Genomic DNA, 25,302 nt, shown 5'->3' on the forward strand with positions numbered 1-25,302 from the left:
CCGTTTTCGAGGAGGAAGACATGAACGCCATCAACAACCTGAAACCGTCCCGCGAGATCCTCGATCCGATCGAGGTGGCAAGCCGCGACGAGATTTCCGCGCTTCAGCAAAAGCGCATGGCCTGGTCGCTGAACCACGCCTATGAGAACTCGCCCTTCTACCGCAAGCGTTTCGACGAAAACGGCGTGCATCCGTCGGATTTCAAGACGCTGTCTGACCTTTCGAAATTCCCCTTCACCGTGAAGACGGATCTGCGCGACTGCTACCCCTTCGGCATGTTCGCCGTTCCGCGCGAGAAGCTTGCCCGTATCCACGCCTCCTCCGGCACCACCGGGCGCCCGACCGTTGTTGGCTATACAAAGAACGATATCGATGTCTGGGCCGATGTCATGGCCCGTTCGATCCGGGCGTCCGGCGGTCGCGCCGGCGATATCTGTCACGTGGCCTATGGCTACGGGCTTTTCACCGGCGGCCTTGGCGCACATTACGGCGCTGAACGTCTCGGCTGCACCGTGGTGCCGATCTCGGGCGGCATGACCGAGCGGCAGGTGACGCTGATGAGCGACTTCAAGCCGCAGATCATCATGGTCACACCCTCCTACATGCTGTCGATCCTCGACGAATTCCGCCGCCAGGGCATCGACCCGCGCGAAAGCTCGCTGAAGGTCGGCATTTTCGGCGCAGAGCCGTGGACCAATGCGATGCGGGCGGAAATCGAGGACGCCTTCGACATGCATGCCGTCGACATTTACGGCCTTTCGGAAATCATGGGTCCCGGCGTTGCCAATGAATGCGTGGAGACCAAGGACGGGCTGCATGTGTGGGAAGACCATTTCTACCCGGAAATCATCGACCCGCAGACCGGCGAGGTGCTTCCCGACGGCGCGATGGGCGAACTGGTCTTCACCACGCTGACCAAGGAAGGCCTGCCGATGGTGCGCTATCGCACCCGCGACCTGACCCGCATCCTGCCCGGCACGGCGCGCTCCATGCGCCGGATCGAGAAGATCACCGGCCGTTCCGACGACATGATCATCCTGCGCGGCGTCAACGTCTTCCCGACCCAGATCGAGGAAATGATCTTGAAATGCGAGGGCCTTGCCCCGCATTTCCAGATCGAATTGACCCGCAAGGACCGCATGGACGTGATGACCGTGCATGTGGAATGCACGCCGGATCAATCCTCCGCCGAAGCGCGGATGGCATCGGCGAAGGAACTTGCGCATCACATCAAGTCGGTGATCGGCGTTTCAACGAAGATCGATATCCGCGATCCGGAAAGCGTCGCCCGTTCGGAAGGCAAGGCCAAACGCGTGGTTGACAATCGCCCGAAATAATCACCGGCCGGTTGGTCAATTGATTAGGCAATGCTAAAAGGGGCGAAACTGCCCCTCTTTACCCCATCATCAGGATTTTCTGGAAAGACCATGGCGAGAACACGGGCCAATGATTTCGAGGAGAAGCGGCACGGCCTGCTTTTGAACGCCGCCCATGTGTTCGCCACGCAGGGCATGGAAAAGGCCTCGATGTCGCAGATCGCGCGCGAGGCCGGCGTGTCGAAGGCGCTGCTCTACCACTATTACCCCTCCAAGGAGGCGCTGATCTTCGCCATCATCGCCTCGCATCTGGAGGCGCTCGATGCAGCGCTTGAGGAAGCCGACGACCCGGGCCTCGAACACAAGGCGCGGCTTGAGAAACTTGTCATGACGGTGCTCAGCGAATATCGCGGCGCCGACGACCAGCACAAGGTGCAGCTCAATGCGGCGCCTGCGCTTACCGCCGAGCAGACCAAGCAGATCCGTGCGCTGGAACGCAGCATTGTCGGCCGGTTTTCCGCCGTCATCCGCGAAATCCATCCCGAGCTCGACCGCCCGGAGCGCCCGCTTTTGATGCCGGTCACCATGTCGCTCTTCGGCATGATGAACTGGGTCTATATGTGGTTCCGCGAAGGCGGCAAGATCACCCGCGAGGACTATGCGGCGATGGCGACGACGCTGCTTCTGGAGGGTGTGAAGGCGGTTCGCTAAGGGGTGCTTTCTGGAGGCTCTTCGACCATCAATCTCCCCCCCAAGGGGGGGGGGAAATCGATTCCGGGTGGTCGGGCTCGGCACGTTTCCGCCCTCTTCCGCCGGCATGGCGGAGAGGTTTGGGAAGGCCTTCCCAATTGCGTCTTACTCGGTGCGTCTTACTCGGGCTTGACCCGGAGTGGGATGATACTCCTCTGGCGACATACCGGTCGTTTCAGGAAAACCGAAGAGCGTCGCTCCGGCCTCACCCCTTGCCGCCACCCACCCGCACAAACATCAGCGGATCATAGCGCGGCGCCTCGATCCGGCGGCGGTTCTCTTCGACATGCGGCAACGGTTCGGCCGGTCGCGTCCTGCCGGCCGCCTCGAAGGCGAGCTGGCGGTAGATATCCGTGCCGCCGCGCTTCCAGGCGACCTCCTCCTCCGTCAGCGGCCGGATGACGCGGGCCGGATTGCCGTGAGCGAGCATGCCGTCCGGCACGACAAAGCCCTGCTTGACGAAGGCCATGGCGCCGATGATGGCGTTCCTGCCGATCACCGCCTCGTCCATGACCACGGCATTCATGCCGACCATGGCGTTTTCGCCGACGCGGCAGCCATGCAGCACCGCGCCGTGGCCGACATGGCCGTGAGCCTCGACCACGACATCGCGGTCGGGGAATGAATGGCAGACGCAGGTCTCCTGGATGTTGGAGCCCGCCTGCATCTCGATGCGGCCGAAATCCCCACGCAGCACCGCGCCTGCGCCGACGAAACATTGCGGGCCGACGATCACATCGCCGATCAGCACCGCATCCGGGTGGACATAGGCTTCCGGATCAATCACCGGGACGATATCGTCATAGGCGTAGACTGCCATCGCTCAGCCCGCCTTTTCCGCGAGGGTCTCAGCGGCAAGCGGCCAGGTTTTCGCGACCATGGTCAGCACATCATATTGCGCGACGACCTCGTCCTTCTGGTTGGTGACGCGGCAGTCCCAGCGCACCTCGCCATGGCCGGCGTTTTCGCGCGGGTTGATCGCCTTGCAGGTCAGCCGCACCCTCAGCGTGTCGCCGAAATAGACCGGCGTCAGAAACCGCAGATTGTCGACGCCGTAATTGGCGAGAACGGGACCGGGATCCGGATCGACGAACAGACCGGCCGCAAACGAGGCGATCAGATAGCCATGGGCTACCCGGTCCTCGAAGAAGGGATTGGCCCTGGCCGCATCGCTGTCCATATGGGCGTAGAAGGTGTCGCCGGTAAATTCGGCGAAGTGTTCGACATCCTCGCGGGTGATCGTGCGGGTCTCGGTCACGATCTGGTCGCCGATCGCGAGTTCCTCCAGCGACTTGCGGAAGGGATGTTTGCCGCTCCGGCTTTCCGCGCCATCGACCCATTCGCCGGTGATCGCGGTCAGCATGTCGGGCGTTCCCTGCACGGCGGTGCGCTGCATGAAGTGCTTCACCCCGCGCATGCCGCCCATTTCCTCGCCGCCGCCGGCGCGGCCCGGGCCGCCATGGATCAGCGGCGCGAGCGGCGAGCCATGGCCGGTCGAGGACTTCGCCGAACCGCGATTGCCGATCATGACGCGGCCGTGATGGGCGGCAAGGCCGGTGACGATCTCGGCGGCAATGCCGCCGTTATTGGTAAACAGCGATGAGACCAGCGAACCCTTGCCGCGCTCGGCCAACCCCACGGCCTCGTCCGCGTCGTCATAGGCCATAACGGTCGCCACAGGCCCGAAGGCCTCGACATCATGCACGGCCCTGGCATCAAACGGCTTCGCACAACGAAGAAGCACCGGGCTCATGAAGGCGCCCTTTTCTGCGTCGCCCGAAACAAGCGTCACATTATCGGGATCGCCGTGAACGATCTCGCCGTCGCCGCGAAGCGCCGCGATCTTCTCGCGCACGCCGTCGCGATCGGCGAGCGACACCAGCGCGCCCATACGGGCATTCTCGTCATCCGGCAGGCCGATCGTTGCCTTGGCAAGACGTTCAGAGAGCGCCGCGACTACTGCCTGCTCATGTACGCGCGGCACGAGGATGCGGCGGATGGCGGTGCATTTCTGCCCGGCCTTGGAGGTCATTTCATTGGCCGCCTCACGGATGAAGAGGTCGAATTCCGGCGTGCCAGGCCCCGCGTCTTCGCCGAGGATCGCGGCATTGAGACTGTCGGCCTCCATGTTGAAGCGCACGGCGTTTTCGACGATCGCCTTTCCGGTCTTCAGCTTGCGGCCCGTTGTCGCCGAACCGGTGAAGGTGACGACATCCTGACCAATGACATGGTCCAGCAGATCGCCGGCGCTGCCGCAGACAAGCTGCAGCGCGCCGTCGGGCAAAATGCCGGTGTCGATGATGGCGCGGGTGACGCGCTCGGTGAGATAGGCCGTCTGCGAGGCAGGCTTGACGAGGCACGGCATGCCGGCGATCAGCGCCGGCGCGATCTTTTCCAGCATGCCCCAGACGGGAAAGTTGAAGGCGTTGATATGGATCGCGACGCCCTTCATCGGCGTCAGGATATGCCGGCCAACGAAGCTGCCGTCCTTTGACAGCGGCTCGACTTCGCCCTCGCTCAGCACCTTCGTGTTCGGCAGTTCGCGCCGCGCCTTGGAGGCGAAGGTCAAGAGCGTGCCGATACCGCCCTCGATATCCACCCAGCCATCGCGGCGCGTGGCGCCGGTCCAGGTGTTTTCGATGTAGAATTCTTCCTTGCGCTCCATCAGCGCCATGCCGACCGCCTTCAGCATCAGCGCGCGCTCGTGAATGGTCATCGCCCGAAGCGCGCGTCCACCCTTTTCGCGGCCATAGGCCAGCGCATCGGCGAAGTTCAGCCCTTCGGCGCCGATCAGCGCGATGGTCTTGCCGGTTGCGGCATGGGCGAGCGGCTTAGCCGCGCCCGATCCCGTCTGCCAGGCGCCGAGCACATAGCTCTCAAGGCGGCGTGCGGCCGTCTCAGTCATGGGGATATCCTTCCTCGTCGGCCCTGCCGGACTTTCCGCACAGACAAGGCCTCAAAATGTTGCAGGTCAGGCCGCGACGGGCGTCTTCAGCCCGCAGTCCTCAAGCACGCTTCCGGCGTCGGCCCGCCAGCGGGTCCTGAGCGCCTCGTTTTCGCTGTGGCGCAGGCCGAAGCGCGAAAGCCGGGCGAAACGTTCGGAGACCGCCGGGCCGAAGGTTTCGGCAACGCGGGGATGCCAGTAGGCAACGGCTTTCTGCGCGGCCCCACGGCCTTCATCGGTCGCGGCGAGCTTCTTCAGTCCTTCAAGCCCAAGCTCCATATGCCGTTTCTCGCGCGGCAGAACGGAGCGGATGACCTCGGCATAGGGCGTGTAGGAGGCGTGGGTCATCTCTTCGAGCTGGATGACCGTCGCAAGGCCCATCAGAACGTTCATCACCACCGCATCCGTCCAGTCCTCGAAGGGATAGTGGAAGACGGAAAGCCGCATATCGCCGCCCATGCGGCGGGTGTCGACCACGGCATCGCGGTCAAGCCGCGCCGCCCAGCTATGGGCGCGGTTATAGAGCGCGGTATCGGTTCCGAAATCGCCCATCAGATCGAGCACGCGCTCGGCATGATCGGCCTTTTCCAGCACGATCCGGCTGGCGGCGATGCGCTCGGCAATGCCGGGCGCCCAGTTGATGGCGGCGGCAAAACCCGCCGAGCCCGCCAACTCGCTGTCGACGAAGGAGGACATCATCCGCATCAGCTCCGCGCGGTAGAGCGGCGGGGCGTTATCCGGCGAGGAGAGCTTGCCGCCTTCCGCCAGATAATCGGCGATCGACATGTCATTCGTCATAGCTGATCACCACCTTTTCCGAGAGCGGCAGGCACTGACAGGAGAGCACGTAGCCGGCGCGCACCTCATAATCTTCGAGCGCGTGATTGCTGATCATCTCGACTTCGCCCTCGACAACCTTGGCCCGGCAGGTCGAGCAGATGCCGCCCTTGCAGGAGTAAGGCGCATCGATATCGTGGGCGAGCGCGGCATCGAGCACCGCCGTGCCGTCGCGCGGCATGGTGAAGGAGCGCGTGGTGCCATCGAGCGTAAGCTGGATTTCCACGTTCTCGCCGGCGGTCGCGGCCGCCTTCGAGACGATCTTCTGCTTCGCGCGGCCCGGCTGGGAGGAGGCAAACAGCTCGAACTTGATCTGCTCGTCCTTCATGCCGTGCTTTTTCAGCGATGCGGCAATCGTCAGCATCATCGGCTCCGGCCCGCAGATGAAGGCGGTATCGACGGCGGGAAGGTCGATCCAGAGATTGAAGAAAGCCTCGAGCTTCTGCTCGTCGATGCGGCCGGTGAAGAGATCGATCTCCTGGCTGTCGCTCTCCAGCACATGAATGACGGAAAGACGGCCGAGATAGGTGTTCTTCAGGTCTTCCAGCTCCTCGCGGAACATGATCGACTTGATCTGGCGGTTGGCATAGACCAGCGTGAAGCGCGATTGCGGCTCGCGGGCCAGCACCGTCTTGACGATCGAAAGCAGCGGCGTGATGCCGGAACCGCCGGCGAAGCCGAGATAATCCTTGCTCACCCCGGCGTCGAGCGGGGTGAAGAACTTGCCCATCGGCGGCATCGCCTCGATGACGTCGCCGGGCTTCAGCTCTTCATTGGCGAAGGTGGAAAAGGCGCCGCCTTCCACGCGCTTGACGCCGACCTTGAGGCAACCCTCGTCGAGACCCGCGCAGATCGAATAGGACCGGCGCACTTCCTCGCCGTCGAACTGGCGGCGAAAGGTCAGATACTGACCCTGGGTAAAGCCGAAAGCGCTCGCATCCTCGTCGCGGGGCTTCAGCGTGAGCACCACCGCATCGGCCGTTTCGCGGCGAATGTCAGTCACTTCCAGCGGATGAAACCGTGCCATCTGATCACTCCTCCTCAGATACACTTGAAATAATCGAACGGCTCCAGACAGTCCTTGCAGCGATAGGACGCCTTGCAGGGGGTCGAGCCGAACTGGGATACCTTCTCCGTATTGCCCGAACCGCAGCGCGGACAGGCAATGACGAGATTTGAGCGGCCGGAAAGACGCGCGGCGCGCGCCACGAGACGGCCATCGGCCGCCGTACCGTCGATCGGCGGGGCAATGCCGTATGCGCGAAGCTTTTCCCGCGCCTCCTGAGACAGGAAATCCGTCGTCCAGGGCGGGGAGAGCTGCTGCTCGATCCGGAAATCCTCGACGCCCTTTTCCAAGAGCTTGGCCTCGATTTCCAGATTGATCAGCGACACGGCCGGGCAGCCGGAATAGGTGGGTGTCACGGTGACAACCAGCGTTGCGCCGTCATGGCCGACCTTGCGCACGATGCCGAGCTCGGTGATCGAGATCACCGGGATTTCGGGATCGGGCACCTCGGAAAGCCAGGCCATCACCTCTTCCGGCGAGGGCAGAAGGGCGGTTGCAGCACTCACCATTCCGCTCCCGGATAGGCGCGCTGCAGGAATTGCAGCTCGGCCAGGATGAAGCCCAGATGCTCCGTATGCCGCCCGGTCTTGCCGCCGGTATGGGCATAGCCCTCTTCCGGCGCCTTCAGCGTCGCCTCGGAGAAGACAGAAGCGAGCGTCCGGTCCCATTCGGCCCTCAGTGCATCGGGCGCGGGCGCAATCCCCGCCTCCGCGATCCTCCGGTCGATGTCATCGGTGATGAACATCTCGCCGGTATAGGGCCAGAGATAGTCGAGCGCGTCCTGCATGCGCCGATGGCTTTCCTCGGTCCCGTCGCCGAGCCGGATCACCAGATCGGCGGAACGCTCGAAATGATAGGCCGCTTCCTTGACCGCCTTGGCGGCAATCTCGGCAACGCGCGGGCTCTTCGAACCCGTCAGTTGCTTCAGCAGGGCGAAATGCCAGGCATCGAACAGGAACTGGCGCATCACGGTGACGCCCATGTCGCCCTTCGGCAGTTCGGTGATCAGCAGGTTGCGGAATTTTGCGGCATCACGCAGGTAAGCGAGATTATCGGCGCTGCGGCCCTCGCCCTCCACCTCGCCGGCAAGCCCCAGCCACATCTGGGTATGACCGATGAGATCGAGCGCGGTATTGGCGAAGGCGATATCTTCCTCGAGCACCGGCGCATGGCCGCACCATTCGGAAACGCGGTGGCCGAGCACCAGCGTCGAATCGCCAAGGCGACAGAGCCACTCGAAGAAAGCCGGGCGCAGGGCTTCATCGCCGATGAAAGGGTCGGGCGTCGTCGAAATCGCCATCGGCGTGACGTTGCCCGTATGTTCGACGGTCGCGGTCATCACATATGCCCCACTTCTTCCGGAATATCGAAGAAGGTCGGATGACGATAGGCCTTGCTTTCGGCCGGATCGAAGAGCGGGCCCTTTTCCGACGGCGAGGATGCGGTGATGTCGTTCGACTTCACCACCCAGATCGACACGCCTTCCTTGCGGCGGGTGTAGACGTCGCGGGCGTGGCGGATCGCCATTTCCGCGTCCGGCGCGTGCAGGCTGCCGACATGGCGGTGGTTCAGACCGTGCTGACCCCGGATGAAGACTTCATAGAGCGGCCATTCCTTGGACATGTTTTCCTCCCTTGAGAAACGCTGTGCGCTTATTCTGCGGCCGCGACCGGCGCCTTGGCGCGCCGCGCTTCCTTTTCGCCGTGGGCGGCAAGCCCGTCGCGGAACCATTCGCCGTCATACCAGGCCTTGCGGCGGGCTTCGATGCGTTCGCGGTTGCACGGGCCATTGCCCTTGATCACCTCGAAGAATTCCGACCAGTCCGGCTCGGAGAAGTCGTAGCCGCCCTTCTCCTCGTTCCAGGCAAGGTTCTCGTCCGGGATCGACAGGCCCAGATATTTCGCCTGCGGCACCGTCTGGTCGACGAATTTCTGGCGCAGCTCGTCATTGGTGTTGATCTTGATCTTCCACGCCATCGACTGTGCGGAATGCACCGAATCCTTGTCGGACGGGCCGAACATCATCAGCGACGGGTACCAGAAGCGGTTCAGCGCATCCTGCGCCATCTCCTTCTGCTCCGGCGTGCCGAAGGCCATCTTCATCATGATCGAATAGCCCTGGCGCTGGTGGAAGCTTTCCTCCTTGCAGATGCGGATCATCGCCCGCGAATAGGGCCCGAAGGATGTGCGCTGCAGCGGCACCTGGTTCATGATCGCAGCCCCATCGACCAGCCAGCCGACAGCGCCCATATCAGCCCAGTTCAGCGTCGGGTAGTTGAAGATCGAGGAATATTTCATCCGCCCGTCATGGAGTTTTTCCATCAGGTCGTCGCGCGAAACGCCGAGCGTTTCGGCGGCCGAATAGAGGTAGAGCCCGTGGCCGGCCTCGTCCTGCACTTTTGCCAGCAGGATCGCCTTGCGCTCCAGCGAGGGCGCGCGGGTGATCCAGTTGCCCTCGGGAAGCTGGCCGACGATTTCCGAATGGGCGTGCTGACCGATCTGGCGCACCAGCGTCTTGCGGTAGCCCTCGGGCATCCAGTCCTTCGGCTCGATCTTCTCGCCGCGGTCAATGCGGTCCTGGAAGGCCTGTTCTTCCGGCGACATCTCTTCGCGGGATTTCATGCCTTCCGATTTTACCATCTGTGCATACATGGCTCTCAAGGCCTCCTTGGTCAGATCCGTTCGATAATCATGGCAATGCCCTGGCCGACGCCGATGCACATGGTGCAAAGGCCGTAGCGCCCGCCGGTGCGGTGAAGCTGGTTTGCGGCCGTCAGCACCAGTCGGGCGCCGGACATGCCAAGCGGATGGCCGATGGCGATCGCACCGCCATTGGCGTTCACATGGGCCGCGTCATCGGGAAGGCCGAGTTCGCGCAGGACGGCAAGGCTTTGCGCGGCAAAGGCCTCGTTGAGCTCGATCACGTCCATGTCGGAAAGCGAAAGTCCGGCGAGCTTCAGCACCTTGCGGGTGGCCGGAACCGGGCCGATGCCCATGACGCGCGGAGCGACGCCGGCAGCCGCCATGGCAACGATCCGCGCCTTCGGCGTAAGGCCGTTCGCGCTTGCCGCCTGTTCCGAAGCGATCAGCAGTCCGGCCGCGCCGTCATTGACGCCGGACGCATTGCCGGCGGTAACGGAAAGCTCCGGCGCATTGACGCCCTTGAGCTTGGCCAGAACCTCGGCCGTGGTGCCCGGACGCGGATGCTCGTCGGTATCGAAGACAACCGGATCGCCCTTCTTCCGGGGAATGGTGACCGGCACGATTTCATCGGCATAGACGCCGGCGTCCTGGGCCGCCTTCCAGCGCGCCTGGCTCATGGCCGCGAACCGGTCCTGATCCTCGCGGGAAATATCATAATCGGCGGCAACATTGTCGGCGGTCTCGGGCATGGAGTGCGTGCCGAACGCACTGTGAAACTTCCTGTTCTTGAAGCGCCAGCCGATCGTGGTGTCGTAGATTTCCGCCTTGCGGGAAAAAGCCGTTTCCGCCTTGCCCATGACGAAGGGCGCGCGGCTCATGCTTTCAACGCCGCCGGCAATCATCAGGCTGCCATCGCCGGCGCGGATGGTGCGCGCGGCAAGGCCGATCGCATCCATGCCCGAACCGCAGAGCCGGTTGACCGTGGTGCCCGGCACGCCTTCCGGCAGGCCGGAGAGCAGCACCGCCATGCGCGCGACATTGCGATTGTCCTCGCCCGCCTGGTTGGCGCAGCCGAGAATGACATCATCGACGCTTTCCCAGTCGACCTCGCCGTTTCTCTCCTGCAATGCGGAAAGCGGCACGGCTGCCAGATCATCGGCGCGCACGGCGGACAGCGCGCCGCCATAGCGGCCCACAGGCGTGCGGATTCCATCGCAGATAAAGGCTTGCGCCATGAATGCTCCTCCTTCGGCGGCAGCAGCCGCGTCAAATCCCTTGCCCGCATGACGGCTGCGCGAGCCGCTTTCGCCGGGCATCCGGTCGGGAACCCTCAATTCGCCGACCGATCGGTCACTTATATAGCGCATAAAACATCACGCAAAAAGGGATTTGTTCTATTTTCTGTGATGTTTTATACGGAGAGCCGAATAAAGCATTGATTTATTTGCACTTAATTTCGGGATTTTCGCGCCTGCCAGGCATCCTTGCCGTCGGTTTCGAATAACCGAACGTCTCCCGCCCACGCGCCTGAACCGTCGAAGTTTCGATACGCGCCCTGCGACCAAATAGCGCCTGGGTTGCATTAAAACTTGACTGTAAAAATCACCTTAATATAAAAGTTCCTACCTGCCATATGTCAAAGGAGCTTCCCATGAAGACCGTCTTGCCGCTCGGCATCGCTTCCCTCATCCTGGCCGGCGCAAGCATCGCCCATGCCGACCCGATCGAAATCACCGACCAGGCCGGCCGCGCAGTGGTTCTGGAGAAACCCGCCGAGCGCGTTGCCTCGATCCCGATGCCGATGGCCTCGACGCTGATCGCGATCGATGGCGGCGTCGAAAAGCAGGTCGGCATGAACCCGGTCGCAAAACAGGCCGTGCTCGACGGCATTCTCGGCAAGATCTATCCGGAGGCCAGAAACATCTCCTCCGACATCACCGCGCCGAACTTCATTCCCAATGTCGAGGAACTGGCCGCCACCAATCCCGATCTCGTCATCCAGTGGGCCGATCGCGGCAATGATCTTGTCGACCCGATCACCAATGCCGGGCTGACGACCATGCTGATCTCCTACGGCACGGAGGAAAAGGCGCGCGACTACATGACCATGTCGGCCGTCGCCATGGGCCGTGACGACCGCATCGGCCCGCTGATCGAATGGCGCGAAGAGGTCGCCAACGACATCGCCGACAAGGCCGCCGCCATCGACGAGGCCGACAAGCCGAAAGTGCTCTACCTTCTGCGCGCCCAGGAGACGCTGAAGGCGTCGGGCGCGAAGAACAATTACAATAGCTGGTATATCGAGCTTACCGGCGGCAAGAGCGCCTCGGCTGACCTCGAGGCCAATGGCGTGACCATCAATCCCGAACAGATCGCCGCCTGGAACCCCGACGTCATCCTGCTCAACAATTTCGAGAGCGATATTTCGCCCGAGCGCATCTATGAGGACCCGATCCTGTCGCTCACCAATGCGGCGCGGAACCACAAGGTCTACCGCATGCCGCTCGGCGGCTATCGCTGGGATCCGCCGAACACGGAGAGCCCGCTGACCTGGATGTGGCTTGCCGAGCTCCTGCACCCGGATGTCTTCGACTATGACCTCCGTGCCGAGATGAAGGACGCCTATGCGAAGATCTACGACTACGATCTGACCGAAGACGACATTGACGGCATTCTCTGGACCGACCTCAATGACGGCGCGGCCAATTACGATCAGTTCAAGGCCAAGTCATGAGCGATGTGACAGCCGGCGCCCGCCTTTGCGGCGGGTCCGGCGCCTTGCGGGCCGGCGTCTTCGTCGGCCTTTTTGCAGCACTTTTCGCGGCCCTGGTCTTTGCCATCGGCGCGGGGCGATTTTCAGTCTCGCCCGGCCGGATTGCCGAGATCATTCTTGCCTGGATCGCAGCACCTTCCGCGCCGCTTGAGACTATCGACGAGCGGATCGTGCTGCTGGTGCGCATGCCGCGCGTTCTGATCGCCGCCGTTTCCGGCGCGGCGCTGGCTGTCGGCGGTGCAGCGCTTCAGGGCGTCTTCCGCAATCCGCTGGTCTCGCAACAGGTGCTCGGCATCAGCCAGGGGGCTGCCTTTGGCGGCGCGCTTGCCATTCTGCTCGGCTATGCCGGGGTTACGCTTCTGGGGCTCGCCTTCATCTTCGGACTTGCCGCCCTCGTCATCGTCGGCCTCCTGGCGCGCATCAACGGGCGCACCGAGATCGTCACCGTCATTCTCTCGGGCATGGTGGTCGGCGCGCTGTTCTCCGCGCTCGTCTCCGTGGTGCAGTTTGTTGCCGACCCCAACACCTCGTTGCCGGCGATCGTCTACTGGCTGATGGGCTCGTTTTCGACGGCCACCTGGGCGCGGTTCTGGCTCGGGCTGCCGGGCCTTGCCATCGGCATCGTCGCCATCTGGCTCTTCCGCTACCGGCTCAATCTTCTGGCGCTGGAAGATACCGAGGCGCGTTCGCTCGGCGTCAATCCGGATCGCGAACGCTGGTTCATCTTCATCGCCACGGCGCTGATGACGGCGACTTCGGTTGCGATTGCCGGCATTATCGGCTGGATCGGCCTCGTTATTCCCCATGCCGCGCGCATTCTGGTGGGCGAGGATCACCGTGTGCTGATCCCGGCCTCGGCCATTCTGGGGGCCGCCTATCTCACCTTTGTCGATACGCTGGCGCGCACGCTGACGTCTGCGGAAATCCCGCTCGGCGTGCTGACGGCGCTGATCGGCGCGCCGGTCTTCGGCCTGCTTCTGCGCCGGCATTTCTCGAAGGCGAACCAGCCATGATCGGACTTGAAAATGCCAGCGTCGCCTTCGGTCACAATGTCATCTTCCGCGATGTGAGCTTCGAGGTGCCGGTCGGACGCACCATGGCGATCCTCGGGCCGAACGGCCGGGGCAAGACGACGCTTCTGCGCGCGCTCCTCGGCTTCCAGCCGCTGAGGACGGGGCGGCGCACCGCACCGAGGATCGCCGGCTACGTGCCGCAGCACGGGGCGTCACAGGCGAAGCTCTCCGGCCTCGATGTCGTGGTCATGGGCCATGCCGCGCAGATCGGTCTTTTCGGCCAGCCGGGCAAGGATGACATCGCGGCAGCGGAAGAGGCGCTGGAAATCGTCGGCGCCACGCATCTGGCAGTTCACCGCTATGACCGCATGTCGGGCGGACAGCGGCAGATGATCCTGATTGCCCGGGCGCTCGCCACCGGCTCGCCCGCGCTGGTCTTCGACGAGCCGACCTCGGCGCTCGACCTCGGCAACCAGGCAAAGACGCTCGATCTTCTGAACATGCTGCGCGCGCGGCGCGACAAGGCGATTCTCTTCACCACGCACGACCCGAACCACGCGCTGGCAGCCGCCGACGACGTGCTGATGATGATGCCGGGCGGACACGAGGAGAACGGCACGGTGGAGGAGATGATCGTGCCCGAGGCGCTGGCGAAGCTTTACGGCGTCGACATGCGCTGGGTGGACCTGACGGGACCGGAAAGCGGCACCCGCAAGGCCGTGATACCGGCTTTCGCCGGAAGGGAATTTTCATGAGCGTTCTTTATGTCAAATCGGCCTATGAGGGGCCGTCAGAGACCTTTCGTCAGGCCGAAGCCGAAGGCGTGGTCACCATTGTCGACCAGTGCGACCTGCGCGCAGAACATCTGGCCAACCATGACGGACTGATCACCGGCAATCAGCTTGATCAGAACGCCATGCTCGGCCTCAAGGCGGCGCTTGCCGCCTTTCTGAGCCGCGGCGGCCGCTGGCTCTTCAATGGTCACATGCTGCGTCCGCTGGTCGATGGCATGGCGCAATATCGGCCGATTGCTGCGCCGAAGCGGCCGGATTTCGATCTCTCGGCCGCCAATGCCCATCCGATCTTCGACGGTATAGATCTGGAAAAGCTCGAGACCAACAAGAACGTTGCCGGGTTTTACGGACGCGGATGCAACCCGCCGCCGGAGGGCGCCGTCATCGTCAACGGGCTCGGGCCGGGCGCCGTGCCGGTCGACTGGGTCTGGGCGCGGCCCGAAGGCGGACGCATCTTCAGCCATGCGGGCAACGACCTTGCCACGATGGGGCGCGAATGGAACCTGCCGGCAACGCTTGCCGCGCGCATCATCGCCTGGGCCAATGGCGGCGATTGCGTTGATCCGATGACGGCGACGCAAACCGCAGACGACTACCGAAAGCGTCTGGCCGATGCGGAGGACTATCCGGGCTTCCGGTCCGCGCCCAAACGGGAAAAGCGCCTCGTCCTGCCCTCATCGGGTTGCTATTACCAGATCCGCAGCCTCGAAGGTCCACGCTATGGCGACCTGTTCGACGTGATCACGATGCCGGAAGCCCTTGGCGAGAGTTTGCGTGATGATGATACGCTGTGGGTGCCCTGCCGCACGCCCGCGCAGCGGATGATCGCGCAACGGCCCGTCATCGACCGGCATCTTGCCGCCGGCGGCACGGTGGTCGCGCTTGGCGAAAGCCTCTCGCATCTGTGGCTGCCCAACGTCGCCTTCACCCGGACCCCGACGAACTGGTGGTGGTGGCTGGAGCCGGGGGCCGATCTCGGCGTCACGATCGCCGAGCCCGCCCATCCGCTGATGGCGGGGATGAGCGCCCGCGACGCGACCTGGCATCTGCACGGCTTTTTCGAACCACCGGAAGGCGCCACAGTTCTTGTGCGCGACGGCGAGGGCCGCGCGATCTTCTATATCGACGACGTGTCGACGCCCGGGCGGATGATCATCTCCTCGCTGGACCCGATGTTCCACCACGGTTCGCATTTCATGCCGGCGACGACGCGTTTCCTCGACCGGTTCATTCCCAATCTGAAGGGTTTTCTCGATGCATGACACGATCACGGTCCGCGAAGGCGGCCGCGACCTCACCTTTTCCTTCAACGATATCATGGCCTATCATGGCGGCGGTTTTCCGGGCGGCGTGGTCCACGGGCTGAAAGCCATGCAGGCGGCCTTTCCGCTGCTTGATGATGCGCCGCTGGAGCGCCGCGAAATCTCGGTGCTCACCGCCTTCACCGGCCCGGGCGGGCGCGATGCGCTGGAAATGGTGACGCGGGCGCTGACGGAAGACCGGCTCGCCGTCTTCCGTCCTCTCGGCGGCAAGGACGTGATCACCGATCCGCCGGGACCTTATCTCTTCCGCTTTTCCTATCGCGGAAAACTGGCGGAAGCCGTCATCAAACCCGGACATGTGCTGGAGGAATTCGTACGGCTCGGCGGCAAGAAGGACAAGTCGGCCGCGGAAACCGAACGCCACGAAGCGCTGAAGCGCGAAATGGCAGACCGCCTTTTGCCGCTGCCCGCAGGCGAAATCTATACGGCGCGGCTGATCGGCTGAACGCCGCATCGACGGGCTTTCCGCTGATGCCCGCGACCGGATCCGATTTTCTTCGTCATAAGGCCCCGTTGAGGGCCGCCGGGGCAGGCTGAACGGTGGACGGCGGCGCGGAGAACAGCCGGATCACCCTGTCCCGCATCGTGTCCATGGACAGTTCGGACGCATCGGCGCCGGGGATCATGCCGGGCGTAAAACCTTCCGCCTCAAACCGTTCGACAAGTTGCGCATCGCGGCTGATGACGTGGACGGGCACGGCGCGCGAGGCATCCGGCCCGGTGACGAGCGGCGCGGGCTGGTGATCGCCAAGCACGATAAAGACGGCGTCCTCGCCGAAACGCGCGATATAGTCGCCGATGGTCTGCAGCGAATAATCGATGGTCTCGATATATTGACGCCGCACCCGGTCGCGGTCGGACCAGACCACCGCCGGCGGATCACCGCTTGTCGCCTGCGCATCGAAGGCGCGGCCATCGCCGACATCGGCCCAGTCGATCAGCTCGGGCACCGGCGTCCAAGGGGCGTGACTGGAGATCAGCGCGATCTCGGCCATCACCGGCCGGTCGTCTCCCGTGTGGCGCACCAGCCGGTCAAAGGCCAAAAGCGTGTACTGGTCGGGCATGGTCACCCAGTTGAACGGCTTTCCCTCATAGCCGAGATCATCCGAGGCGAAGATCGTATCATAGCCGTAGTAACTGCCTTCCGGCCAGTCCATGGTGATCGCTGGCATGATGGCGGCGGTGCGCCAGCCGGCTTCACGGAACAGCCGGTTGAGGCTCTTGCGGTCGCTCATCATCAGCCGGTCATAACGGGCCTGGTTGTCGACCCAGAGACCGGAGAGGAAGGTGCCGTGGGCAAGCCAGCTGAGGCCGCCCATGGTCGGCGACACGCTCCAGCCGCTGGCGGAGGCAAAACCGGCCTCGCTCAGTTCCGCCTCGACCGCATCGAGGCGCGGGTCGATCAGCGGCGCATAGCGCGGGTCTTCGACCGCGCTGCGGCCGTAGGATTCGATGAAAACAAGCACGATATCGCGCCCTTCGACCGCCCGGAAAAGCGTATCGGCATCCGGCAGGCTGTCGCTTGTCGCGAGCATCCCGTCGAAGCGCCGCATGTCCCGCATCGCCTTTGCCACCGCCTGGACGCGGGAGACGACATAGGCGGAGCCGCCGGTATCGGCATAGGGCCGGGTTCCGGTTGCCAGTCCCGCACCCCACAGGAATAACCCCGCGGCCAGGACGCCGGAAAAGGCGATCACCAGATTGCGCGCCGCCGTGCCGGAAAGACGCGTAAGCGCACGGGCGGAAAGGAAGAACAATGCCAGCACGGCAAGGAAGGCGATCACCGCGCCGGCAACCGCCAGTGATGCGGCGAGGGGCCCGACGGCGCCGGAAAACACGTTCCATCCATCGGCGAAGATCCGGACGTCGAGATAGGGATTGAAGCGGCGCTGGAAGGCCGACTGCACGCCGATATCCCCGAGCCTGAGGAACAGCACGAGCCCGAGCGCGCCGGTTGAAAGGGCGGCAAGCCAGAGCGCCATGCGGCGCGGCAAGAGCACCAGCGCCAGCGCCAGGATCGGGATCTCCACCGGCAGATGCAGGAAGGCCCGGAGCGAGAAGGCATGCGGATGGTCCGGAAGATTGAGCACGAAAAGGGCGACGAGCGAGAAGGCAAGCGCCGCGCCGATGCCCCGCGCTGAAAGGTTCTGCTTGCCAGGCGGTCGCTCAGCCATCATGACTCGACCGTCCGGTCATCCGAAACCCGCGTGAATGCAAGAGGAGCGGCTGTTGTCCGCATATGGCGTCCTTGCTGTGATCTTCTGTCTGGCGATCATTGCCGGACTGGTTATCGCTGTCGACCCCGCCGATGTGGCGGCGGCCTTCGAGAATGTCACTGTCGCGCCGCTGGCGGCCGCGCTGGCCATCGTGCAGTTGCAGGTCATCCTGTCGGCGCTGCGCTGGCGGTTCACCTCCGCAAGACTCGGCCACGCCATTCCCGTCCGCCTTGCCATAGGCGAATATTACATCGCCAGTTTCGTCAACCAGGTGCTGCCGGGCGGCATGGCGGGCGATGCGGTGCGCGCCTATCGCGCCCGCACGGAAGATGGCTGGAAAAGGCCGGCGGCGGCGATCGTGCTCGAACGGCTTTCGGGGCAGTTTGCGTTCTTCCTTGTCGCCGGCGCCGGCCTGTTCGCCTGGCCGCTGCTTCTGGCGGAAAGCCTGCCGCCCGGCTTCTATCGGCTGGTTTTCATCTGCACGGGTTTTCTGGCGCTTGCCGCAGGTCTTGGCCTGGTCATTGCCCGCAGCAGGCTTTTTGCCCGGTTCGAAACGCTCAAGCCCGATCTTGCCGCCGTCTTCTGGCGGCGCGGCGCGGCCGGCATCCAGTTCGGTCTCAGCATGCTGACGGTGGTGTCCTATATCGCCGTGTTCATGATCGCGGCTGATGCCACCGGCGCGCCGCTGCCGCCTGTTGCCGCCGTCACGGTCATCCCGCTTTGCCTGATGACGATGCTGATCCCGGCGGGCGTCGGCGGCTGGGGCACGCGGGAGGCGGCCGCCGCCGCTCTCTGGCCGCTCTTCGGGCTCACCAGCGCCGAAGGACTTTCGGCGAGCCTGCTCTACGGCCTCATCTCGCTTTTCGGCGTCGCCCCGCAGGGCCTTGTCCTGCTGGCAGCCACGCTGCGACGCCGGCGCGATCATGACGGGCGGTGACGTCGGCGTGCGAGGTGAACGATATCAACCCCGAAGGAATAGGTGATCAGGAGAAGGGCGATCGCCGCGACCGCAGTTGAGACCGGCGGCGCGATGATGGGCAGAAGCAGGACGCAAAGTGCGGCCACCTGGATCACGCAGATCACCTTGCGCCGGAAAGAGGGCGGGAGGGGCGCCTTCAGGAAGGGCAGACCGAGCTGCGCCAGCACGAAGCCATAGCGCATCGAGCCGATCGCCAGCACCCAGATGCCGGCCTTGCCGAGCAGGAAGGCCGCAACAGACAGAAGCAGGATCAGGAAGGCATCGACCTCCATGTCGAACCGCGTGCCGAGCGCCGACTGAAGGCGGGTGCGTCGGGCGAGGTGACCATCGACCCCGTCCAGCGCAAGCGCGCTCACGACGAGGATAACGAGCGCATAGAGCTCGATAGTCTCCGAGAGATTGCCGAAAAACATCGCCGCGCCGAAAAAGCTCACCATCGCCGCGCGGATGGCAGTGATGATATTGGCCGGACCGAAACGGGCATGGTCATGGCCGGGCAGCGCGTGAACCACCAGCGCGAAGATGACGAGCAGCGTGAGCGCCGACGCGACCACGGCATCAGGCCCCGTCGCAAGCCGTTCGGCCAGCACAATGAAGGCCGCGATCGAGACGAGATAGATCGCCGAAAGCGTCGTCAGCGTGCTCTTGATGAGGCGGCGTTCCCGCGATTGTGCTCTTTCCTCGCTGCCCTCCTGAACAGGCAAGCGGAAATGGCGCAGATAGGGTCGCCCGGAAGTCGGCGGTTCAAGCGTGCTCATCTCGTCCTATTCCGCCGCGATCAGGCTTTCGAGCTCCAGGGTATGGCCGGCCCTCAGCGTCTTGGTGCGAAGATAGTTGACATTGTCGGTCGTGACCGTGCCGGTAACGCGGACATGGCCCGATACATCAATGCCGTTTGCACGCAGTCCGTCAATCTTCGTCGGATTGTTGGTATGCAGCACCACGCTGGAAATGCCGAGCAGGCTGAGCATGGCGGCGGCGGCCTCGTAGCGGCGGTGATCGCTTGCAAGGCCCAGTTCGGCGTCGGCGTCGATCGTGTCGAGGCCCTGATGCTGATAACCATAGGCGCGCATCTTGGCGCCGATGCCGGTGCCGCGTCCCTCCTGGTCGAGATAGACCAGCACGCCGCCGCCGGCGGCCTTAAGCTGTTTCAGTCCATTTCGAAGCTGGTCGCCGCAATCGCATTTGAGCGAGCCGGAAAGATCGCCGGTAATGCAGGAGGAGTGGATGCGCACCGGCACCGGCGCGCCGAGGTCCGGCTTGCCGACGATGATGGCGATCTGGTCCTTTTGCGCCAGCCCGCCGCGGAAAACGGCGAAGTCGGCGTCGCCGATCTCCTTCAGCGGCACCCGCGTGCGTACCACCTGCTGGAAATTCTGCCGGGCGCCCTCGCTTTGATCAAGCGTTGCAAAGTCGATTTCCTGGCAGGCGGCGAACCGCCCGTCTTCCGGCGCGATTTCGCTTGTCACCATGGCCGGCAGCAGGAGCGCAAGCCGCGCCAGTTCCTGCGAGGCCGCCGCCAGAGGATCGGCGTCCGTCCAGGCGGCGGGTTTCTCGCTGGAGAGCGCATAGGCAAGCCTTGAGGCCTCGTCAAACCCAATCCCGGCAAGCGGCACGGCGATCCCGCCATCAGCGCGAATGCCGAGCCTGTCAGCCCGTTCGCGCGTCAGGAACAGGCTGTGGCGGTTTTCGGCGGCGCGGGCGAACTGGTCGAACAGCGCCGGCGCGACGCAATCAAGCGCGAGCGCGGCGATCCGCCTCCCGACCTCACGCATGATCACGGGGCGACCGAAACGCAGTTCGGCAACGGCCCGCTCCACCTCCGCTTCGGGGGTAAGGGTCGCAAAATCAAAACTCTTGTCTTGCCGCATGCTTATTTCCTCCTCGGGCGCGCTGCCTTTCGGTCGACAGACCGTCGCGGGCGTCCGGAAAATGCGTTGGTTCTCTTCCTATGAACGTTTGCTCTTCCCAAGTGGTTCAGTCTGCTGCACAAAAAACAGAAATTGAAGAGCAACTTCGCGTGATCCGGAACAAAGGCCGAGCCGTTGACGTCTTTGAACGAATGGTCATCGATTGCGGCAGGGAGAGGGCATTGTCAGAAAGAGAACGGCAGCTTGAGGCACGGGCCTTGTGGTTTCCCGAAGCCGGGCGCGCTCTCTTGCGCGAGGAAAGACTGCGGCGTCCCGGCACCGACGAGGCGCTTGTCGAGACGCTGTTCACCGGGGTGAGCCGGGGCACGGAGAGCCTCGTTTTCCACGGCAGGGTGCCGGAAAGCGAGCGCGAGCGCATGCGCGGCCCCAATATGGCGGGGGATTTTCCCTTTCCGGTTAAATATGGCTATGCCGCCGTCGGAAGGATCGCCGAGGGCCCGGACGGGAGCGTCGGCCGGCTCGTCTTCTGCCTCCATCCCCATCAGGACCGGTTCGTGGCGCCCGCCGCCATGCTGTCCCCCTTGCCCGGGGACCTGCCGCCGGAACGCGCGGTTCTCGCCGCCAATATGGAGACCGCGCTGAACATTGTCTGGGATGCCGGCATCCAGCCGGGCGATACGGTCGCCGTCTTCGGCGCGGGCACTGTCGGTGCTCTGGTCGCCTTCCTGGCGTCCTCCATTCCGGCGACCGAGACGACGCTGATCGATCCCAACGAGAACCGGGCCGCGCTCGCCGAAAAGCTCGGCCTCGCCTTCGCGAACGGCAATTACGAAGGCCCCTTTGACGTGGCGGTCAATGCGTCTGGATCCGACAAGGCGCTTGGCGCGGCCATCGCCGCAGCCGGGCAGGAAGCGCGGATTGTCGAGGCGAGCTGGCACGGCAGCGGCGATGCCGCGATTCCGCTCGGCGGACCGTTTCACGCGCGGCGGCTTGCCATCGTCAGTTCCCAGGTCGGTTCGCTGCCGCCCTCACACCGCGCCCGCTGGACGTTTGCGCGGCGCATGGGAAAGGCGCTGCAGCTTCTTGCCGATGCCCGCCTTGACGCGCTGATTTCGGGCGACACTTCATTTGAGGAGATCGAGGCGGCCTATTCCGGCATCCTGTCGTCTCCCGATACGCTCTGCCACCGCATCCGCTACTGAGGAAAAACCATATGTTTGCTGTCGAGGTTCGCGATCACATCATGATCGCCCACTCCCTTCCCCGCCCGGTGTTCGGACCCGCCCAGGCCATACATGGCGCAACCTTTGTCACCGACGCGGCTTTCTTCACAGCCGATCTGGACGAGGATGGCCTGGCGGTCGATATCGGCGCGGCAACCTCGGTTCTGGGTGACGTTCTGAAACCGCTCAACTACCAGAACCTTGACGCGCTGGAAGCCTTTGCCGGCAAAGTGACGACAACCGAGGTGATCGCGAAATATATTTTCGACCAGCTCGCCGAAGCGGTTGCGCAAGGCAGGCTCGGTCCGGGCAGCGACAGGATCCGCAAGATCCGCGTCACACTGCACGAATCCCACGCCGCGCGCGGCTGGTACGAGGCCGATCTGTGAGGCTTGTCTTCGCCTATCCCGGTAATCTTCAGCTTCGAACCGGCGGCTATGGCTATGACCGCCGGCTGATCGCGGCGCTTGAAGAGGCCGGCTGGCAGGTTGATCTCCTGCCGCTCGGCGATGGTTTTCCGGACGCAGCTCCCGCGGCGATTGCCAGGGCGGAACAGGCGCTGTCGGCCCTTGCCGATGATACGCTGGTGATGATCGACGGCCTCGCCTTCGGCGTTCTGGACGGCTTTGCCGCGCGGGAAGGCGAACGCCTGAACCTCGTCGCCCTGGTGCATCATCCGCTGGCGCTCGAGACCGGGCTGTCGCGCGAGCGGGCGGAAGTCTTTCGCAAGAGCGAGACCCAGGCGCTCGAACATGCCCGCCATATCATCGTCACCTCGCCCGAAACGGCGCGGGAGCTGGAACGGGGCTTTGCCGTCGCGCCCGACAGGATCACAATCGCCGTTCCGGGCACGGATCCCGCTTCGCACGCCCATGGAAGCGGCGACATCCCTCATATTCTGTCCATCGGCTCTCTGACGCCGCGCAAGGGACATGACGTTCTTGTCGCCGCGCTGGGAAAGGTCGAAGACCTTGCCTGGACGGCGACGATCGCCGGCAGCCGTGACCTCGACGGCGAGACGGCGGCTGCCATCGAACGGCAGATCGAAGCGCTTGGTCTTGGCGGACGGGTCCGCCTGACCGGCGCGGTGGACGATACGGGGCCGCTTTATGCCGGCGCCGATCTCTTCGCCCTCGCCAGCCGCTACGAGGGCTATGGCATGGTCTTTGCCGAGGCGCTCGCCCGCGGACTGCCGGTGATTGGCTGCCGGGCGGGCGCGGTGCCGGACGTGGTTCCGGAAGAGGCAGGCTTCCTCGTGGACGTCGATAACGTCGACGCCTTTGCCGCTGCCCTGCGCGCCCTGCTTTCCGATCCGGATATCCGCCGCCGCAAGACGAAGGGCGCCCGCCGCGCGGGAAGCGCCCTTCCCCGCTGGGACGAGACCGGCCGCATTGTTTCGGACATGCTGGAGAAACTGACATGAGTTTTGACGCCGACTGGCTGACCCTGCGCGAACCGGCGGACAAGGCCGCCCGGGACGAGAGGCTTGTCGAAGCATTTGCCCGCCATCTTTCGGGCGCAGCCAAGCCTCTGGTCATCGATATCGGATGCGGAACCGGCTCGACGCTTCGATGCCTCGCCCATGCGGTGCCTGCAGACAAGAACTGGCTGCTGCTCGACAACGATCCGCTGCTGCTTAAAGAGGCGGAGCGCCGTAGCGAAGCGCATGCCGGGATCGCCCTGCGCAGGCATGACCTCAACGATCTTGTCGGCTTGCCGCTGGAAGATGCCGCAATCGTCACCGCATCGGCGCTGTTCGACCTCTGCTCGGAGGATTTCTCGGCGCGCTTTGCCGAGCGGCTCGCCGTCTGTTCGGTCGGGCTTTATGCCGCGTTGAACTATGACGGCCGGATCGACTGGTCGGAGGCGCATCCGCTGGATGAGACCGTGGTCGCGGCCTTCAACCGGCATCAGCAGACGGACAAGGGTTTTGGCGTCGCGCTCGGGCCAAAAGCGGCGGCGCGCCTTGCGGTCCTTTTCGGCGATCATGGTTTCCGTGTTGAAACCGGAGAAAGCCCCTGGCGTCTTTCAAGCGACAGCGCGCCTCTTCAGAAGGCCTTCATTGAAGGGTTCCGTCAGCCATTGCAGGAGATCGGCGGGCTGAGGTCGAGCGATATCGACGACTGGATCGCCTTCCGGCTCGCCGCTGCCGAGAAGCCCGGCAGTCATTGCACGGTCGGCCACACCGACCTACTGGCCCTGCCGGTCTGAAAGCGCGCAATCGAAGAGAACGTCGCTGCCCAGATTGTAGACGGCTGCCGGCGGGCGCAATGCGTCGGCAAGCCGCGCGACCGGCGGCAGATTGATGCCGCTCGGGCCCGCGCCGATGATCAGCGGCGAAATGGCGACATGCAGCCGGTCAACCTGCCTCTCCTCGATGAACCGGGCGATCGTGCGCGCGCCGCCTTCCACGAGAACGCGATGAAGCCCGCGCGCAGCCAGCGCATCGAGGATTGCGCCCGTCGCCAGGCCCTTGCCGGAAGATTGCAGGCGGATCGTCTCGGCGTTCGGCAGGCCTTTCCCGGGCGCGTCAGCGCTCGTCACCACGATCACCGGTGCGCCGCCGTCGTGAAACAGGCCCTCATCGCCATCGAGCGCGCCGTTGCAGTCGATGACCACGCGCACCGGCGAAGGGCCGTCGACAAGACGGACGGAAAGGCGGGGATTGTCGGCCTTCACCGTGTTCACGCCGACGATCACCGCGTCGACGAGCGCGCGGCAACGATGTAGATGGGCAAGGCCGTCCGGACCGGAGACATCCATTGCGTCGCCCGAAGGCGTTGCGATCCGCCCGTCGAGCGACTGGCCGACCTGGGCGATGATGAACCGGCCTCTTGCGCCGGCGATCGGCCCGTAAAGCGCCATCGCCGCCGCCTCGCCGGCGACCGTTTCTCCCTCGCGAATGGAAAGAAGCCGCTGCCAGACGGCGTCGGTCATGTCGATCGTGTTCATGCCCTAGAGAATCCGGTAGAGGGTGAAGTCGCGCCGGATCACGTGATGCATCAGCACCGCGCCCATGTGGAGCACGAACAGGACGGCGAGGATCCAGGCGCTGGCGAGATGGATCGCCGACAGCGTCCAGGCAATGTCGGGCGCCTTGCCGATCGGGCTCCAGATCGGCAGCACGCCGAACCAGCTGAAGGGAAAGCCATGCGCGTTGGTTGCCAGAAAGCCGCTCAACGGCATGATGATCAGGAAGAGGTAGAACAGTCCGTGCACCGATGCGGCGGCAATCCGTTCGATCCGCGGGCCGTCTTCCTCCGGCTTGCGCGTCAAAAGCCGGTTGCCGACCCTCAAGAGCATCAGCCACAGCACCAGGAAGCCGAGGCTTTCATGGATCATGTAGAAATCCAGCGAGACCTCGTTCTTGACGAACTTGATGACCATGCCGAGCGGCCATGTCGCCAGCACCAGAACGGCGATCAGCCAGTGGAGAATGCGCGACGTCGCCGGATAGCGCTCGACCGTGACGGTTATTCGCGATGGATCGCGCAGTCTTGAATGTTCGCCCAAACTACCTCCCGATCCGCAGGGCGTGACCAACGCCATGCGCAAA

The 25,302-nt window shown here is 64.1% G+C and carries 26 protein-coding genes; 12 read left to right on the plus strand and 14 right to left on the minus strand.

All coding sequences use genetic code 11. The annotated features are described in order from the left end of the window. The first annotated feature begins 20 nt into the window (after nucleotides 1-20). Nucleotides 21-1,337, plus strand: a complete 1,317-nt coding sequence (paaK, locus tag FF124_RS01370; protein WP_138746680.1) for a phenylacetate--CoA ligase PaaK — start codon at nucleotides 21-23, stop codon at nucleotides 1,335-1,337. Nucleotides 1,338-1,427: 90 nt separating this feature from the next. Further along, nucleotides 1,428-2,027, plus strand: a complete 600-nt coding sequence (locus FF124_RS01375) for a TetR/AcrR family transcriptional regulator (protein ID WP_138746681.1) — start codon at nucleotides 1,428-1,430, stop codon at nucleotides 2,025-2,027. Nucleotides 2,028-2,271: 244 nt separating this feature from the next. Here the strand turns inward: FF124_RS01375 and FF124_RS01380 are convergent, their stop codons facing one another. The 9 genes from FF124_RS01380 to pcaF form a co-directional block, all read right to left on the minus strand. Next, nucleotides 2,272-2,886, minus strand: coding sequence for an acyltransferase (locus FF124_RS01380; protein WP_138746682.1), 615 nt, complete (start codon nucleotides 2,884-2,886; stop codon nucleotides 2,272-2,274). Nucleotides 2,887-2,889: 3 nt separating this feature from the next. Next, nucleotides 2,890-4,971, minus strand: a complete 2,082-nt coding sequence (paaZ, locus tag FF124_RS01385; protein WP_138746683.1) for a phenylacetic acid degradation bifunctional protein PaaZ — start codon at nucleotides 4,969-4,971, stop codon at nucleotides 2,890-2,892. A gap of 66 nt (nucleotides 4,972-5,037) precedes the next feature. Continuing rightward, nucleotides 5,038-5,808 (minus strand): Phenylacetic acid catabolic protein, encoded by a 771-nt coding sequence (locus FF124_RS01390; RefSeq protein WP_138746684.1) that lies wholly within the window; start codon nucleotides 5,806-5,808, stop codon nucleotides 5,038-5,040. Continuing rightward, nucleotides 5,798-6,874, minus strand: coding sequence for a 1,2-phenylacetyl-CoA epoxidase subunit PaaE (gene paaE, locus FF124_RS01395; RefSeq protein ID WP_138746685.1), 1,077 nt, complete (start codon nucleotides 6,872-6,874; stop codon nucleotides 5,798-5,800). The genes FF124_RS01390 and paaE overlap by 11 nt, the downstream gene beginning before the upstream one ends. 14 nt (nucleotides 6,875-6,888) lie before the next feature. Then, on the minus strand, nucleotides 6,889-7,377 hold the full coding sequence (gene paaD / locus FF124_RS01400) for a 1,2-phenylacetyl-CoA epoxidase subunit PaaD (protein ID WP_246072155.1): 489 nt from the start codon (nucleotides 7,375-7,377) through the stop codon (nucleotides 6,889-6,891). A 38-nt stretch (nucleotides 7,378-7,415) separates the two neighbouring features. Continuing rightward, the gene (gene paaC, locus FF124_RS01405) at nucleotides 7,416-8,213 is read right to left on the minus strand and encodes a 1,2-phenylacetyl-CoA epoxidase subunit PaaC (RefSeq protein WP_138746970.1); all 798 of its coding nucleotides are present in this window, start codon (nucleotides 8,211-8,213) and stop codon (nucleotides 7,416-7,418) included. Between the two features lie 38 nt (nucleotides 8,214-8,251). Further along, the gene (paaB, locus tag FF124_RS01410) at nucleotides 8,252-8,536 is read right to left on the minus strand and encodes a 1,2-phenylacetyl-CoA epoxidase subunit PaaB (protein ID WP_024708712.1); all 285 of its coding nucleotides are present in this window, start codon (nucleotides 8,534-8,536) and stop codon (nucleotides 8,252-8,254) included. A gap of 29 nt (nucleotides 8,537-8,565) precedes the next feature. Continuing rightward, nucleotides 8,566-9,564 carry a 1,2-phenylacetyl-CoA epoxidase subunit PaaA gene (gene paaA, locus FF124_RS01415; protein WP_138746687.1) on the minus strand — a complete coding sequence of 333 codons (999 nt, stop codon included), beginning with the start codon at nucleotides 9,562-9,564 and terminating at the stop codon, nucleotides 8,566-8,568. Nucleotides 9,565-9,584: 20 nt separating this feature from the next. Next, nucleotides 9,585-10,790, minus strand: coding sequence for a 3-oxoadipyl-CoA thiolase (gene pcaF, locus FF124_RS01420; protein WP_138746688.1), 1,206 nt, complete (start codon nucleotides 10,788-10,790; stop codon nucleotides 9,585-9,587). A 416-nt stretch (nucleotides 10,791-11,206) separates the two neighbouring features. Between pcaF and FF124_RS01425 the strand changes: the two genes are divergently transcribed. The 5 genes from FF124_RS01425 to FF124_RS01445 are packed head-to-tail and all read left to right on the plus strand — an operon-like array spanning nucleotide 11,207 to nucleotide 15,902. Beyond that, complete coding sequence (locus FF124_RS01425; protein WP_138746689.1) at nucleotides 11,207-12,289, plus strand: ABC transporter substrate-binding protein; 1,083 nt, start codon at nucleotides 11,207-11,209, stop codon at nucleotides 12,287-12,289. Then, nucleotides 12,286-13,341 carry a FecCD family ABC transporter permease gene (locus tag FF124_RS01430; protein WP_138746690.1) on the plus strand — a complete coding sequence of 352 codons (1,056 nt, stop codon included), beginning with the start codon at nucleotides 12,286-12,288 and terminating at the stop codon, nucleotides 13,339-13,341. Before FF124_RS01425 ends, FF124_RS01430 begins: the two co-directional genes overlap by 4 nt. Continuing rightward, nucleotides 13,338-14,096 carry an ABC transporter ATP-binding protein gene (locus tag FF124_RS01435; protein ID WP_138746691.1) on the plus strand — a complete coding sequence of 253 codons (759 nt, stop codon included), beginning with the start codon at nucleotides 13,338-13,340 and terminating at the stop codon, nucleotides 14,094-14,096. Before FF124_RS01430 ends, FF124_RS01435 begins: the two co-directional genes overlap by 4 nt. Beyond that, entirely contained in the window at nucleotides 14,093-15,397 is a 1,305-nt protein-coding gene (locus tag FF124_RS01440) for a hypothetical protein (RefSeq protein WP_138746692.1), read from the plus strand. The genes FF124_RS01435 and FF124_RS01440 overlap by 4 nt, the downstream gene beginning before the upstream one ends. Continuing rightward, nucleotides 15,390-15,902 (plus strand): hypothetical protein, encoded by a 513-nt coding sequence (locus FF124_RS01445; RefSeq protein WP_138746693.1) that lies wholly within the window; start codon nucleotides 15,390-15,392, stop codon nucleotides 15,900-15,902. Before FF124_RS01440 ends, FF124_RS01445 begins: the two co-directional genes overlap by 8 nt. 55 nt (nucleotides 15,903-15,957) lie before the next feature. On the opposite strand, the gene FF124_RS01450 is transcribed toward FF124_RS01445, so the two are convergent. After that, entirely contained in the window at nucleotides 15,958-17,634 is a 1,677-nt protein-coding gene (locus tag FF124_RS01450; protein ID WP_138746694.1) for a sulfatase-like hydrolase/transferase, read from the minus strand. 52 nt (nucleotides 17,635-17,686) lie between these two features. Here FF124_RS01450 and FF124_RS01455 point away from each other — a divergent pair, with 52 nt between their 5' ends. Continuing rightward, nucleotides 17,687-18,610 (plus strand): lysylphosphatidylglycerol synthase transmembrane domain-containing protein, encoded by a 924-nt coding sequence (locus FF124_RS01455; RefSeq protein ID WP_246072138.1) that lies wholly within the window; start codon nucleotides 17,687-17,689, stop codon nucleotides 18,608-18,610. Here the strand turns inward: FF124_RS01455 and FF124_RS01460 are convergent. Beyond that, complete coding sequence (locus FF124_RS01460) at nucleotides 18,595-19,410, minus strand: CDP-alcohol phosphatidyltransferase family protein (RefSeq protein WP_138746696.1); 816 nt, start codon at nucleotides 19,408-19,410, stop codon at nucleotides 18,595-18,597. The genes FF124_RS01455 and FF124_RS01460 overlap by 16 nt on opposite strands. Before the next feature lie 6 nt (nucleotides 19,411-19,416). Next, nucleotides 19,417-20,523 carry a GTP cyclohydrolase II RibA gene (gene ribA, locus FF124_RS01465; protein WP_138746697.1) on the minus strand — a complete coding sequence of 369 codons (1,107 nt, stop codon included), beginning with the start codon at nucleotides 20,521-20,523 and terminating at the stop codon, nucleotides 19,417-19,419. A gap of 221 nt (nucleotides 20,524-20,744) precedes the next feature. Between ribA and FF124_RS01470 the strand changes: the two genes are divergently transcribed. Genes FF124_RS01470 through FF124_RS01485 form a run of 4 tightly spaced genes read left to right on the plus strand, consistent with a single transcriptional unit; the run spans nucleotide 20,745 to nucleotide 23,957 of the window. Further along, entirely contained in the window at nucleotides 20,745-21,725 is a 981-nt protein-coding gene (locus FF124_RS01470; RefSeq protein ID WP_246072139.1) for a zinc-dependent alcohol dehydrogenase, read from the plus strand. An 11-nt stretch (nucleotides 21,726-21,736) separates the two neighbouring features. After that, nucleotides 21,737-22,135 (plus strand): 6-pyruvoyl trahydropterin synthase family protein, encoded by a 399-nt coding sequence (locus FF124_RS01475; protein WP_138746698.1) that lies wholly within the window; start codon nucleotides 21,737-21,739, stop codon nucleotides 22,133-22,135. Next, nucleotides 22,132-23,169 carry a glycosyltransferase gene (locus FF124_RS01480; RefSeq protein ID WP_246072140.1) on the plus strand — a complete coding sequence of 346 codons (1,038 nt, stop codon included), beginning with the start codon at nucleotides 22,132-22,134 and terminating at the stop codon, nucleotides 23,167-23,169. The genes FF124_RS01475 and FF124_RS01480 overlap by 4 nt, the downstream gene beginning before the upstream one ends. Then, nucleotides 23,166-23,957: a methyltransferase domain-containing protein gene (locus FF124_RS01485; RefSeq protein ID WP_138746700.1), complete on the plus strand. Its 792-nt coding sequence runs from the start codon at nucleotides 23,166-23,168 to the stop codon at nucleotides 23,955-23,957. The genes FF124_RS01480 and FF124_RS01485 overlap by 4 nt, the downstream gene beginning before the upstream one ends. On the opposite strand, the gene FF124_RS01490 is transcribed toward FF124_RS01485, so the two are convergent. Together FF124_RS01490 and FF124_RS01495 are read right to left on the minus strand one after the other, a co-directional pair. Continuing rightward, nucleotides 23,937-24,698 carry a RibD family protein gene (locus tag FF124_RS01490; protein WP_138746701.1) on the minus strand — a complete coding sequence of 254 codons (762 nt, stop codon included), beginning with the start codon at nucleotides 24,696-24,698 and terminating at the stop codon, nucleotides 23,937-23,939. The two genes, FF124_RS01485 and FF124_RS01490, sit on opposite strands and share 21 nt — an antisense overlap. 3 nt (nucleotides 24,699-24,701) lie before the next feature. Next, nucleotides 24,702-25,259, minus strand: a complete 558-nt coding sequence (locus FF124_RS01495; protein ID WP_246072141.1) for a cytochrome b — start codon at nucleotides 25,257-25,259, stop codon at nucleotides 24,702-24,704. Nucleotides 25,260-25,302: the final 43 nt, after the last annotated feature.

It is taken from the genome of Martelella lutilitoris (genome assembly GCF_005924265.1).
Lineage (GTDB): Bacteria > Pseudomonadota > Alphaproteobacteria > Rhizobiales > Rhizobiaceae > Martelella > Martelella lutilitoris.

What these genes read in the sequence shown, in the direction of transcription:
- paaK (WP_138746680.1), top strand. Translation starts at nt 21, where the DNA reads ATGAACGCCATCAACAACCTGAAACCGTCCCGCGAGATCCTCGATCCG.
- FF124_RS01375 (WP_138746681.1), top strand. Translation starts at nt 1,428, where the DNA reads ATGGCGAGAACACGGGCCAATGATTTCGAGGAGAAGCGGCACGGCCTG.
- FF124_RS01380 (WP_138746682.1), bottom strand. Translation starts at nt 2,886, where the DNA reads ATGGCAGTCTACGCCTATGACGATATCGTCCCGGTGATTGATCCGGAA.
- paaZ (WP_138746683.1), bottom strand. Translation starts at nt 4,971, where the DNA reads ATGACTGAGACGGCCGCACGCCGCCTTGAGAGCTATGTGCTCGGCGCC.
- FF124_RS01390 (WP_138746684.1), bottom strand. Translation starts at nt 5,808, where the DNA reads ATGACGAATGACATGTCGATCGCCGATTATCTGGCGGAAGGCGGCAAG.
- paaE (WP_138746685.1), bottom strand. Translation starts at nt 6,874, where the DNA reads ATGGCACGGTTTCATCCGCTGGAAGTGACTGACATTCGCCGCGAAACG.
- paaD (WP_246072155.1), bottom strand. Translation starts at nt 7,377, where the DNA reads ATGGCCTGGCTTTCCGAGGTGCCCGATCCCGAAATCCCGGTGATCTCG.
- paaC (WP_138746970.1), bottom strand. Translation starts at nt 8,213, where the DNA reads ATGGCGATTTCGACGACGCCCGACCCTTTCATCGGCGATGAAGCCCTG.
- paaB (WP_024708712.1), bottom strand. Translation starts at nt 8,536, where the DNA reads ATGTCCAAGGAATGGCCGCTCTATGAAGTCTTCATCCGGGGTCAGCAC.
- paaA (WP_138746687.1), bottom strand. Translation starts at nt 9,564, where the DNA reads ATGTATGCACAGATGGTAAAATCGGAAGGCATGAAATCCCGCGAAGAG.
- pcaF (WP_138746688.1), bottom strand. Translation starts at nt 10,790, where the DNA reads ATGGCGCAAGCCTTTATCTGCGATGGAATCCGCACGCCTGTGGGCCGC.
- FF124_RS01425 (WP_138746689.1), top strand. Translation starts at nt 11,207, where the DNA reads ATGAAGACCGTCTTGCCGCTCGGCATCGCTTCCCTCATCCTGGCCGGC.
- FF124_RS01430 (WP_138746690.1), top strand. Translation starts at nt 12,286, where the DNA reads ATGAGCGATGTGACAGCCGGCGCCCGCCTTTGCGGCGGGTCCGGCGCC.
- FF124_RS01435 (WP_138746691.1), top strand. Translation starts at nt 13,338, where the DNA reads ATGATCGGACTTGAAAATGCCAGCGTCGCCTTCGGTCACAATGTCATC.
- FF124_RS01440 (WP_138746692.1), top strand. Translation starts at nt 14,093, where the DNA reads ATGAGCGTTCTTTATGTCAAATCGGCCTATGAGGGGCCGTCAGAGACC.
- FF124_RS01445 (WP_138746693.1), top strand. Translation starts at nt 15,390, where the DNA reads ATGCATGACACGATCACGGTCCGCGAAGGCGGCCGCGACCTCACCTTT.
- FF124_RS01450 (WP_138746694.1), bottom strand. Translation starts at nt 17,634, where the DNA reads ATGATGGCTGAGCGACCGCCTGGCAAGCAGAACCTTTCAGCGCGGGGC.
- FF124_RS01460 (WP_138746696.1), bottom strand. Translation starts at nt 19,410, where the DNA reads ATGAGCACGCTTGAACCGCCGACTTCCGGGCGACCCTATCTGCGCCAT.
- ribA (WP_138746697.1), bottom strand. Translation starts at nt 20,523, where the DNA reads ATGCGGCAAGACAAGAGTTTTGATTTTGCGACCCTTACCCCCGAAGCG.
- FF124_RS01475 (WP_138746698.1), top strand. Translation starts at nt 21,737, where the DNA reads ATGTTTGCTGTCGAGGTTCGCGATCACATCATGATCGCCCACTCCCTT.
- FF124_RS01485 (WP_138746700.1), top strand. Translation starts at nt 23,166, where the DNA reads ATGAGTTTTGACGCCGACTGGCTGACCCTGCGCGAACCGGCGGACAAG.
- FF124_RS01490 (WP_138746701.1), bottom strand. Translation starts at nt 24,698, where the DNA reads ATGAACACGATCGACATGACCGACGCCGTCTGGCAGCGGCTTCTTTCC.